Genomic DNA, 11,600 nt, shown 5'->3' on the forward strand with positions numbered 1-11,600 from the left:
TTAATAAGTACTCACGGGCGCTAGTCGCAGAGCCGGATCGGGCCGAGTTCGGCGTACCGGTCGCCCGGGCCGGGGTTGTCGGCCGGGGTGGCGCCGCCCAGATGGTGCATCACGCCCCAGACGGCGTTGAGCGCGGTCTGCACGGCGCCCTCCGCCCAGCCCGCGGTCCACGAGATGTCGTCGCCGGCAAGGAAGATACCGCGATGCCGCGGGTCGAGTTCGTCCTGGACGAAATGGCTGAACAGCCGTTCCTGGTACCGGTAGTGGCCGGGGAGGTTCGCCTTGAACGCACCCATGAAGTCGCGTTCGGTCTCCCAGGACAGCGTGACCGGAGTCGAGATGATGTGACTGCGGAAGTCGACTCCCGGGTAGATCTCCTCGAGCGACTTGATCATGAGGTTCATCCGCTCCGTCGCGTCGAGCGGCAGCAGCTTGAGCGAATCGTCGGACCACGTGTAGGACAGGCAGATCAGACCGGGCTTGTCGTCGCCGTGGTCGAGGAGGTAGGTGCCGCGGCTCATCCGGTCCGTCAGGGTCATGCTGACGAGGTCGCGGCCGGTGACCGGATCCTTGTCCTTCCAGAACGGACGATCCACGAGGGCGAACACCTTCGTCGACCCCATGTAGTGGGTGCGCTCGATCGCGGTCCAGTGGTCGATCGGGAACAGGTCGTCGTCGCAGTGAATGTTGTTGAGCAGCATCCAGCTCTGCGCAGTGAAGACCGCGGCCGGGTACGTGCGGATCTCCCCGGACGAGTCGGTGACCGTCACCTGGTGTGGTGCGGTCCTCCGGACCTCGGTGACGCGGGGACGGGTGGCTCCGCCGTTCAGCGCGCGCACCGACGTGCCGTCCGGCCAGTGCGCCATCCCCGACGGGGTGTCGGTCCACAGCCGCAGGGGCAGCTGCTGCGACCCGCCGACGATGCCGCGGTGGTGGTCGTCGGCGGCGGTGATGACGACGCGCAGGATCTCGAGGATCGAGTTGGGGAAGTCGGTGTCCCAGCCGCCCGTTCCGAAACCAACCTGCCCGAACACTTCCCGATGCCGGAACGACGCGAAGTGCTTGGACGAGGCGAGGAAACCGTAGAACGTCTGATCGTCCAGCCGGACCACCAGGTCGTTCCAGATGCGCTTGAGTTCGGCGGTGTCACGGTCGCGGATCGCTTGCTGGAGCGGAATCAGCTCGGCGTGATCCTCGAGCGTGCGCTGCCACGCATCCGACACCTCCCGGAACACGGGCGGCAGGTCGTCGAGGTGCTGCGCGTAGTAGCTTTCGCCCTTGAGGTCGATGACCGTGCTGGGGGTGCTGTCGGCGAGCGGGTTCGGGAACGCCTCGGTCCGCAGTCCCATGGCGTCGAGGTAATGGAACAGGGTGGTCGACGACGGTGGGAACCGCATCGCGCCCATCTCGGCGACCACCTCGGGGTGCCCGTCGAACGGCTGCGACCGCATCCGGCCACCGATCTGATCGGCCTCGTAGACAATCGGTTTCAGGCCGAGCTTCATCAGCTCGTACGCCGTGACCATCCCCGACAGTCCGCCGCCGATGACCGCCACCTCGGTGCCGTGGCGATCGGCGGGCACCGCGCCGAGACCCGAGCGGTGCGCGATGTAGTCGTCGTAGGCGAACGGGAAGTCGGGACCGAACATGGTGAGCGGCCGGGGATCGGTGTCCGCGGCGGTGCTGTCCGGGGTGACGGGGATCGTCATGAAGTCTTCTCCTGCATGAAGGGGTAGAGGTCGACGCGTCGGTCGTCGAGATGGGTGTTCTCACGGCGGGAACGGTGGAGGACGTCGAGTTCGAGGTCGACGATCGCCAGCTCCTCGTGGCGGCCTGCGCGGGCGAGTTCGGTGCCGTCGGGCGCGATCGCACAACTGGACCCGCAGTAGTCGAGGTCGGCCTCGGTGCCGCACCGGTTGACGTACGTGACGAACAGCTGACTCTCGTACGCACGGGTCGGGACGACGCTCTCCGCGATGAATTCGTACGGGCTCATCAGGCCGGTGGGGACGACGAGCCACTGTGTTCCCCGGTCGGCATGCGCGCGAACGGCTTCCGGGAACTCGACGTCGTAGCAGATCAGGAGTCCGCACCGGATTCCGGCGTGGTCGAACTGGACCACCAGTTCGTCGCCGGCGGCGAAGTGCGACCGGTCGAGCTCGCCGAACAGGTGGGTCTTGCGGTAGTTCGCGAGCGACGTCCCGGACGGGTCGAACACCTGCACGCTGTTGTAGACGACGCCCCCGTCGGCCTCGGGGTATCCGTAGACGACGGCGATCCCGGACTCGCGTGCGATCTCTGCGATCCGTGCCGCGATCGGTCCGTCGGCGGGTTCGGCCCGCTCCGCGATCAGGGATCCGATGTTGTAGCCGGTGGCCGCCATCTCCGGGCAGACCAGGATCGATGCCCCGGACGCCGCCGCCGTCTGCGCGGCCGACGCGATAGCGGAGAGGTTCGCGGCGACGTCGAAGGAGAGTTCGGGACCTTGGAACAGCGCTGCCCTCATGGTGCCGTCACCGTTTCCGGGCTGTTGCGGAGTTCGGACTTGCGGACTCCGTAGGCGAAGTAGATCGCGAGCCCGACTGCCATCCACAGAGCGAACGCCACCCACGTCGAGACGCCGAGACCGAACAGCAGCAGCGCGCAGAACACGACGCCGAGGACCGGCATCAGCGGGAAGAGCGGGGTCCGGAAGCTGCGGTGCAGGTCGGGATGGCGGCGGCGCAGGATGATCACGGCGATGTTGACGAGCATGAACGCGAACAGCGAGCCGATGCTCGTCGCGTCGGCCAGTTCGCCCAGCGGCACGAATCCCGCGAGCGCGGAGACGACACCGCCGACGACCACGATGTTGACGACGGGCACCCGGGTGCGCGGGTTGACGCGGGAGAAGACCCGCGGAACGAGACCGTCGAGCGACATCGCGTACAGGATCCGGGTCTGCCCGTACATCACCGCGAGGACGACGCTGGCGATGGCGATCACCGCGCCCGCCGACAGGAGGATGGCGGGCCAGGTGCTGGTGGTCGCGGCATTCAGGATGGTCGCGAGTGCGGCGCCCTCACCCGCGATGTCCTGCCAGGGCATCGCGCCGACGGCGGCGATCGCGACCAGGCAGTAGAGGATCGTGACGATCAGGAGCGAGAGGATGATCGCGCGGGGAAGATCGCGTTTCGCGTTCTTCGCCTCGTCGCCTGCGGTCGAGGCGGCGTCGAACCCGATGTAGGCGAAGAACACCTGGGATGCCGCGGCGGTCACGCCTGCCGCGCCGAGGGGGATGAACGGCGTGAAGTTTCCGGCGCGGAACGCGGTGAACGCGACAGCGCAGAAGAACACGAGCACGAGGATCTTCAGTGCGACCATGACCGTGTTCACCAGGGCGCTCTCGGACGCTCCCCGAGTCAGCAGTGCCACCGCGACGAGCACGATGACGATGGCGGGCACGTTGACGATGCCGCCCGCGCCCGGTGATTCGCTGATCGCGGCGGGTAGTGCGATGCCGAACATGCCGTGGAGTAGTTCGTTGATGTACTCGCCCCAGCCGACGGCGACGGCCGCGACCGACACGCCGTACTCGAGCATCAGGCACCAGCCGCAGATCCACGCGAAGAGTTCGCCCATCGTCGCGTAGGTGTACGAGTAGGAGCTACCGGAGACGGGGATGCTGCCTGCCAGTTCCGCGTAGGAGAGAGCGGAGAAGAGGGCGGTGAACGCCGCGAGCACGAAGGCGAGGACGACGGCGGGGCCGGCCTTGGGTGTCGCCTCGCCGAGGATGACGAAGATGCCCGTTCCCAGCGACGCACCGATGCTCAGTGCGGTGAGGTGCACCAGGCCCATCGACCGCTTGAGGCCGTGACCGGGTTCCTGGTCGTTGCGCGCCACGATCGCCTCGACCGATTTGCGGGCGCGGAGTGCGCCGGCCAGTCCCGGCGGGCGCGGAGAAATCTTGGTGATGTCCAACGTTGAGCTCCTGAGCGGTGGAGTGATGTGGACAACAATGAACGGGCGAGCCGTGACTGTCAACACATGTTTCCTAAACCGCCTGACGGTTTCCTAGCGGGCGGTGGGCCGGACGTCGTCCGGAAGTGCGGGGGCCAGAATCCACAGAACGGTCGCGGTGTCGTCGCCGAGCGCGCGGAAGCTGTGCGGCAACTGGGGCGAGAAGGTGAACGCGTCCCCGGTCGCGAGCGACACGTCCTCCCCGGCCCCCGGACCGTTGAAGGAAATGCGGATCCGGCCCGAGACGACGTAGACGAAGGCGACGTCGACCGGCAGTTCGTACGTTTCCGAGCCGCTCCCGCCGCCGGGTTCGATCCGGCTCAGGAGCGACTGGATGCGGCGCTCGCCGAACGGTGTCAGCAGGAACTCGGCCATGCGCTCCCCGCCGAAACTGATCGGCGGGTAGTTGTCGGCGCGTACCACCTCACCTGCGGCGGAGCTCTCGAACAGCGACCCGACGGGAATGTTCAGAGCGGCGCAGATCCGCACCAGCGTGGCGACGGATGCGCTCGCGTGGTCCCGTTCGATCTTCGACAGGTAGCCCTTGGTGATGCCGCAGCTCGCGGCGAGGTCGTCGAGGGTGAGGCGCTGGGCCCGCCGGGCCGCCTTGAGCCGGGGGCCGATCCTGGGCTCGTCGACGCCCGACGCACCTTCGGTTGCGAGCTCGTTCGCCATGCATCGATCCTTCGTTGTGTCTCGTATAGGAAACAGGTGTTGACAAGAATGCGTTCCAAGGAAACGATACGACGACGCCACGTCTCCGGCACACACCGAAGGATTCCGATGAGTACAGACGACATCCAGGGCCCCATCGACGCGACCCGCATCCAGGGCCCCGTCGACGCGACCCGCATCCAGGGCCCCGTCGACGCCACCCGCACGCCGCGCTACGCCGAACCCAGCACGTTCGCCCGCCTCCCCCGGCTCGACGAGGTGTCCCGCGCCGACGTCACCGTGATGGGCGTCCCGTTCGACTCCGGCGTGAGCTACCGTCCGGGCGCACGCTTCGGCCCCGGCCACATCCGCGCCGCGTCGAAGCTCCTGCGTCCGTACAACCCCGCACTCGACGTGCACCCCTTCGCGGCGCAGCAGGTCGCCGACTTCGGCGACATCGGCGTCAACCCGTTCGACATCCAGGAGGCCCTCGCCACCGTCGACGGCGCCGTCACCGACCTGCGCAAGGACGGCTCGACCGTGCTGACGCTCGGCGGCGACCACACCATCGCCCTGCCGATCCTGCGTTCCCTCGCCCGCGATCACGGTCCCATCGCCGTGCTGCACTTCGACGCGCACCTCGACACGTGGGACACCTACTTCGGCGCCCCCTACACACACGGCACCCCGTTCCGGCGGGCCAGCGAGGAGGGGCTCATCGACCTCGAGCGTTCGCAGCACATCGGCATCCGTGGCCCGCTGTACAGCAAGAAGGACCTCGAGGACGACGCCGTTCTCGGTTTCCAGGTCATCCGCTCCGACGACTACGAGGTGGACGGCGTCGCCAGCATCGTCGAACGGATGCGTCGACGGCTCGACGGCGGACCGGTCTACGTGTCCGTGGACATCGACGTCCTCGATCCCGCGCACGCGCCGGGCACCGGAACACCCGAGGCGGGCGGCATGACGTCCCGCGAGTTGCTGAACACGCTGCGCGGACTCGTCGGCCTGAACGTGGTCGGCGCCGACATCGTGGAGGTGGCACCCGCCTACGACCACGCCGAGATCACCGGCATCGCGGCAGCGCACGTCGCGTACGAGTTGCTGTCGGTGCTCGCGATCAACGCGTCGTCGGCCCCGGGCCGGGCTGCGCGCGGCGAGGCGCTCCGGCAGGCGGCGTTCGTGACGAAGTGACGTCCGTTGCCACGTGCGGGCAGCGGGAAGACGTTACCCTCGGGCGCATGGCTATCGGGGTGAAGGTCCGAAGGTTCTCCAAGATCGCACCACTACTGCTCGCCGGTGCGCTCGCGGCCGCGGTGCCGGGGCATGCCGCCGCCGAACCTGTCAGAGGTCCGGACGTGGCCTCGTGGCAACACCCGGGCGGGTCACCGATCGACTGGTTCGCCGTCCGCAACGCCGGCCACGACTTTTCGATGGTCAAGGCCACCGAGAGTCTCAACTACGTCAATCCGTTCTTCGTCCAGGACTGCCTCGCCATGCGCGTGGCCGGCGTTGCCCGCGGCGCGTACCACTACGCCGACCCCACCCAGTCGCCGGAAGCGCAGGCCGCGTTCTACTCGACGGTGGTGCTGGGAATCAACGGTCCGGGTGACATGCCTCCGGTCCTCGACCTCGAGCAATCCGGTGGGCTGCCGCCCGCCGCGTTGATCGACTGGACGCACCGCTACCTCAACACGGTCCAATCGCTCACCGGACGTCAGCCGATCATCTACACGTACCCGAACTTCTGGCGGACGGCGATGGCGAACACCAACGAGTTCGCCGGATACCCGCTGTGGATCGCCGACTACAACGGTCAGAACACGCCCGGCCCCCTCCCCGGCGGCTGGAGCAACTGGACGTTCTGGCAGTACACCAGCACCGGTCGCATCCCCGGAGTCAACGGCGACGTCGACCTCAACGTCTACAGCGGGGCGCAGGGCGACTTCGCGCGGTACTCCAACAGCGCATCCCCCTTCGGCAGCTGACGCCGACGGGCACGATCAATCCCGGCACACCGGATTTCCGGGGAACGCCGGGACGCCGACTCGGCAGCCGACGTCGGTGACGGCGTTCAACCGCTCGACCGGCTCCCGAATCTCGAGCGCCGGCACGAGGCCGTCGGTCAGGAGTGCATTCTTGGTCGTCGGCGTCGTGGCGCGCTCGTCCAGCGTTCCGCGCACCCGCGCGAAGTTGACGAGTTCGTCGTACACCATCGACAGGGCCGCCTCGGTGGTCCGGTCTTCCGGGTCGAGCCCGGCGAAATCCACGCCCGTCTCGTATTCGTGGCGGACGGCATGTGGACCCTGGTCGCAGGTGGGCTGGTTCAGATCGATCCGAAAGTCCGGCCCGGCCGGTCCCGGCGGAGTGATCGTGCCGGCGTCGGTGCAGACATGGTGCGAGATGCGATCGCCGAGTGCGTGAATGTAGATGCCGGTCCGTGCATTCCAGGAATTCTCGCCGATCCAGGAGTCGAACTGTGACGAGAGGACCGTATCGGAGATGACCTGCTGCCCGGTCATGTTGGTGAACGGGATGGCGGCCGGAGTCTCCAGGCTGTAGGTGCCGTTGATCTGCACGGGATTCGCATCGCCGTAACACGTTGCACCCGTGGCATAGTCGCCGTCCTCCGAGGGGTTCGTGAAACCTCCCGTGCACAACGGTGCGCCACTTCCCGGCCCGGCCAGGGCCCAATTCCGTAGGTGCGTGAGCATGACCTCGTGCCGTGGATCGTCGACATCCGGTTGCAAGCCGTTGGGCAGGGGATCCGCCGGTCCGCGCATCGTGGGCAGGAAGTGGAAGAGGAACCCGCCGGTGGCGAAGTGGGTGCGCACCAGTCCGCTGATGTCCTTGGTGGTCAATGCGCCGGCGTCGGGGACGAGTCGGCCGAAGATGTCGCGTGGGGCGAACGTGCCGAGGTCGGTCGCTTCGTCGTACGCCGCGATCCAGTAGGCATCCTGCTCGGAGAAGCCGACGGTGCGGGCGATGATATACGTCGAATCCGAATGCACGAGACTCCGTCCGCCGAGCGGGCGGCGCAACGTGAACCCGTAACGGAGGAACGCCTCGGCGCCGCAGATCGGCGAGTTGGGATCGTCGAGTAGGCATTCAGGTGGCAGCGGAGCGCAGTTGTGCGGTGGCGCACCGTCCTCGGTGTAGCAAATATCCTCGGCGAATCCGTACACCGGTGGCGGTGACACGACGAACGCGGCGGCGGTGAGCGTCAGCGCCACAATGGTTCCACCGACTCTTCGAGTGAATCTTCTCATCGAGGTGCACCTTTCGGTGGGGCCGAGTAGATCAACATTAACACCGGGGAACAGGCAGGATGCTCGGTTCTCGCGAGCCCCGAAATCCGCCACCGTCGGTCGGTGTGCGGGCATCACGCGACACGGTGCCGGTATCGATTCGCCAGCCATGCACACATCGTGAGCTGAACCTGATGAAACACCATCAGCGGCAGGATGATCTGCCCGACGGGCTGCCCGGCGAACAGGACAGCCGCCATCGGCAGCCCGGTCACGAGAGCCTTCTTCGTTCCGCAGAACTGGATGGCCCGCACGTCTGCGCGTTCGAACCGCATCAGGTCGGCGGTGAATCGCGTGAGCCAGAGGATGGCCGTCACGAGCATCGTGGACAGCAGGACCAGTCGGAGTAACGCGGTGGACGGGGCCGAGTGCCATACTCCGTCACGTTCGCCCGCCGAGAATGCCGAATACACGATGAGCAAGACGGATTCGCGGCCGACGTACCTCAGTGCGGAACCGTGGCGTGCCACCCAGTCGCCGATCAACCGGCGGAGGATCTGACCCAGCACGAACGGCAGGAACAGTTGCAATCCGATTCCCAGTGCGGCGGCACCGGGCGCACCCATCTGTCCTGAAGTCGACATCATCGTGAACGCGAGCGCGGGCGTCAGGAACATGCCGAAGAGGTTGGATGCGGATGCGCTGGCGATGGCACCGGGAACGTTCCCTCCGGAAACCGCGGTGAATCCGATCAACGCTTGGACGGTCGAGGGAACGAGGCACGTGAACAGCAGTCCGGCGGTACAAGCTGGGATCCAGCACAGAGCTCGGGAGCAGTCGCAGTGCCAATCCGCTGAGCGGGAAGACCACGAAGGTGAAGGACAGCACGGTCAGGTGCAGGCGCCAGTGCGTCAGTCCGGCGATCGCATCCAGCGGTGCGATGCGCACGCCGTAGAGGAAGAACAGAACGCCGATGGCGACGCGATCCGCACCGTCCACCCAAGGCACAGCCGGGCCCGAGGCCGGCAGCACCAGCGCGACCAGCACCGCTGCGTGAACCCGTGCCGTCGATCGTGTCTCGTGCATCGCGATTCGATACACGGCGGCCTTACTCGTGCGGCTGTCGGTCAGTCGGATCCGCGAGCGAATCCGGATCCTCACCTGGTGAGGATCCCGGCGACCAGGTTGATCGTCGTCGCGAGGATGACTGGACCGAAAACATAGGACAACAGGCAATGCCGGAGCGCCACGGCCCGAATCTCCGGGCTCGAGACGTCGGTATCGGATACCTGGTAGGTCATCCCGAGGTTGTAACTGAAGTAGAAGAAGTCGCGAAACGCGGGCGGGGCAGTGGAGTTGAAATCGATACCGCCCGTCGTTGTTTCAGGACCTGATTCCTCGTCGTAGAGGAAGGCGTATCGAGCCGCATACATCAGATGTAGGGCAGCCCACGCCAGGAAGACCCCGATCAGGGCCACGGCGGCGTGCGGGGTTCCCGCCGAGGATCCGCCGCCACCTGCAGTGCGATGATTGCTCCGAGACCTCCTGAAGCCGCTGTCACCACGACCAATTCGTCGACTATCGGACGGAAATCCTCGCGTCCCACGTTGCGGCGAGTTGCCGCCGCATCCATCGGCCACAACACTGCCCAACCGGATACGACGAACACGGCGGCCGCGGCGGCGATACCGATGAGAGACCCCAACGCGGCTGTGGTCGACACGCCGCCGAGAATACCCGCAGCGACACCGACCACCACCGCCGGCGGCCACTCTCGGGATGGCGGAAGTCGGGAGAGGCACGTGCAATGCCTACCCCTCTCCGGAAGGCGCCGCGCCGTCACCTGCGGCGCTCCCGACGCCGATCGACAAGCCGGCCGGGAACCGAACTCGGGTTCGTACCTTCCGCGGCGAGGTAGTCCTCGGCTGCCGTTGTCACGTCCAACCCGATGTCCTGCGCCTTCAGCATCCGGCGTGTGCCGTCGAGGATCAACTCGACGATCTGCCGCATCTCGTCAACCCCTATTCGTTCGCATGCCGGCAATGCAGGTTCTCGGTTGTCGAGCGACGTGAGTGTGACGAGCGTGGACATCGCCGCGGCCTCGTGAGTGTTGAGACGCAACATGATTCGCGCGCCGCACCACGGCGCGCCCGGCGAGGGGCTGGTCCCGAGAGGGCAGACGGCAGGCCAGGGCGTACCAGCGGCGTGTGCCGAGAAGTCTATCCCGGCATCCCCTGCGGCCGGGCCGCGTTACCGTGATCGGCGAGCTGGACTGTGTGCGAACGCATTCGATCCACGACGCGCCGACGATGTCTGGGAATGTGTCCGGATCGGACGAGGAAGTGGAGAGGAGTACCAACCCCTTTCCACTTTCAATTTATAGCGCACCGGGGGGCTTGCGGCAAGGCCCGGGTGGTGCCGCACAATTACCGGCCGAAGCCAGAACCTGCGGAAATGGGGGTCGCGAATTGCGTGTGTTGTTGTCGACGTACGGGTCACGTGGGGATGTCGAACCGTTGGTGGGTCTCGTGGTGCGGTTGCGGGAACTCGGCGCGGAGGTGCGGGTGTGCGCGCCGCCGGACGAGGACTTCGCGCAGCGGCTGGCCGGGGTCGGTGTGCCGATGGTGCCCGTCGGCCGGTCGGCGCGCGCGCTGACGACGGCGGCGCCGTCGGCGGCGGACCTGCCCCGGCGCGCGGCCGAGTTGATCGCCGGCCAGTTCGAGGCGGTCACCGCGGCCGCCGAGGGATGCGACGCGTTGGTGGCGACCGGCGCGATGCCGGCCGCGGCCGGAGCGCTGTCGGTCGCCGAGAAGCTGGGCATCCGTTCCGTGTCCGTGACGTTCCAGCAGCTCACCCTGCCGTCGCCGCATCGGCGGCCGCTGGCGTACCCGGGCCGGGCGTTCCCGCCGGACGTGGCGGACAACCGGATGCTGTGGGACCTGGACGCTCAGAGCATCGATGCGCTGTTCGGTGAGGCGCTCGACACCAACCGGGCGTCGATCGGCCTGCCCCCGGTGGACAACGTTCGCGACTACGTCATCGGCGACCGGCCGTGGCTTGCGACGGACCCGACCCTGGACCCGTGGCAGGAGACGCCGGACCTCGACGTCGTGCAGACCGGCGCGTGGATCCTGGCCGACGACCGCCCACTCCCGGCCGACGTGGTGGCGTTCCTGGACGCAGGCACACCACCGGTGTTCGTGGGTTTCGGCAGCATGCCCTTGCACGCGGCGACGGACGCCGCCCAGGTGGCCATCGAGGCGATCCGCGCGCAGGGCCGCCGCGCACTCGTCGGGCGCGGCTGGGCCGATCTGGCCCTGATCGACGATCTGGACGACTGCTTCGTCGTCGGCGAGGTCAACCAGCAGGCATTATTCGGCCGGGTGGCCGCCGTCGTGCACCACGGCGGCGCGGGGACGACGACGACGGCGACCCGGGCCGGCGCACCTCAGGTGGTGGTGCCGCAGGCGGCGGACCAGCCGTACTGGGCCGGCCGGGTGGCCGACTTGGGCATCGGCGCGGCGCACGACGGTCCGGTTCCGACCGTCGAGTCCCTGACGACCGCGCTCACGGCGGCCCTGACCCCCGAGACCGGAGCACGAGCGGCTGCCGTGGCGGGCACGATCCGTACCGACGGGGCGGCCGTCGCCGCGACGTTGCTGCTCGACACGATCGCCCGAACCGCAGATCGGAGCTGAT

General features: G+C 67.5%; 10 protein-coding genes and 2 pseudogenes. 3 read left to right on the forward strand and 9 right to left on the reverse strand.

Translation table 11 applies throughout. The annotated features are described in order from the left end of the window. Positions 1-20: 20 nt before the first annotated feature. The 4 genes from HGB39_RS20605 to HGB39_RS20620 form a co-directional block, all read right to left on the reverse strand. Positions 21-1,709, reverse strand: coding sequence for a flavin monoamine oxidase family protein (locus tag HGB39_RS20605; RefSeq protein WP_005575035.1), 1,689 nt, complete (start codon positions 1,707-1,709; stop codon positions 21-23). Then, the gene (locus HGB39_RS20610) at positions 1,706-2,506 is read right to left on the reverse strand and encodes a carbon-nitrogen hydrolase family protein (protein WP_005575037.1); all 801 of its coding nucleotides are present in this window, start codon (positions 2,504-2,506) and stop codon (positions 1,706-1,708) included. The genes HGB39_RS20605 and HGB39_RS20610 overlap by 4 nt, the downstream gene beginning before the upstream one ends. After that, a complete protein-coding gene (locus tag HGB39_RS20615; protein WP_005575039.1) occupies positions 2,503-3,960 on the reverse strand; it encodes an amino acid permease in 1,458 nt (485 codons plus the stop codon). Before HGB39_RS20615 ends, HGB39_RS20610 begins: the two co-directional genes overlap by 4 nt. A gap of 93 nt (positions 3,961-4,053) precedes the next feature. Then, on the reverse strand, positions 4,054-4,674 hold the full coding sequence (locus tag HGB39_RS20620; protein WP_005575041.1) for a helix-turn-helix domain-containing protein: 621 nt from the start codon (positions 4,672-4,674) through the stop codon (positions 4,054-4,056). 108 nt (positions 4,675-4,782) lie between these two features. On the opposite strand from HGB39_RS20620, the gene speB reads away from it, so the two are divergent. Together speB and HGB39_RS20630 are read left to right on the forward strand one after the other, a co-directional pair. Then, on the forward strand, positions 4,783-5,847 hold the full coding sequence (gene speB, locus HGB39_RS20625; RefSeq protein ID WP_054246475.1) for an agmatinase: 1,065 nt from the start codon (positions 4,783-4,785) through the stop codon (positions 5,845-5,847). A gap of 47 nt (positions 5,848-5,894) precedes the next feature. Beyond that, entirely contained in the window at positions 5,895-6,641 is a 747-nt protein-coding gene (locus tag HGB39_RS20630; RefSeq protein ID WP_005575045.1) for a glycoside hydrolase family 25 protein, read from the forward strand. A 15-nt stretch (positions 6,642-6,656) separates the two neighbouring features. Here the strand turns inward: HGB39_RS20630 and HGB39_RS20635 are convergent, their stop codons facing one another. From HGB39_RS20635 to HGB39_RS20650, 5 genes and pseudogenes are all read right to left on the reverse strand, one after another. Further along, positions 6,657-7,922: a hypothetical protein gene (locus tag HGB39_RS20635; RefSeq protein ID WP_043794198.1), complete on the reverse strand. Its 1,266-nt coding sequence runs from the start codon at positions 7,920-7,922 to the stop codon at positions 6,657-6,659. A gap of 113 nt (positions 7,923-8,035) precedes the next feature. After that, entirely contained in the window at positions 8,036-8,656 is a 621-nt protein-coding gene (locus HGB39_RS20640; protein WP_005575048.1) for a bile acid:sodium symporter, read from the reverse strand. A gap of 106 nt (positions 8,657-8,762) precedes the next feature. Then, positions 8,763-8,987 (reverse strand): annotated as a pseudogene (locus tag HGB39_RS38880) (bile acid:sodium symporter); the annotation flags it as partial. 71 nt (positions 8,988-9,058) lie between these two features. After that, positions 9,059-9,709, reverse strand: a pseudogene (locus HGB39_RS20645) (DUF1345 domain-containing protein). Positions 9,710-9,740: 31 nt separating this feature from the next. After that, positions 9,741-10,025, reverse strand: a complete 285-nt coding sequence (locus tag HGB39_RS20650) for a ClpB D2-like domain containing protein (protein ID WP_005575050.1) — start codon at positions 10,023-10,025, stop codon at positions 9,741-9,743. A gap of 344 nt (positions 10,026-10,369) precedes the next feature. On the opposite strand from HGB39_RS20650, the gene HGB39_RS20655 reads away from it, so the two are divergent. Beyond that, positions 10,370-11,599: a glycosyltransferase gene (locus HGB39_RS20655; protein ID WP_081276522.1), complete on the forward strand. Its 1,230-nt coding sequence runs from the start codon at positions 10,370-10,372 to the stop codon at positions 11,597-11,599. The last annotated feature ends 1 nt before the right edge of the window (position 11,600 follow it).

Source organism: Rhodococcus opacus, from assembly GCF_012396235.1.
Taxonomy (GTDB): domain Bacteria; phylum Actinomycetota; class Actinomycetes; order Mycobacteriales; family Mycobacteriaceae; genus Rhodococcus_F; species Rhodococcus_F opacus.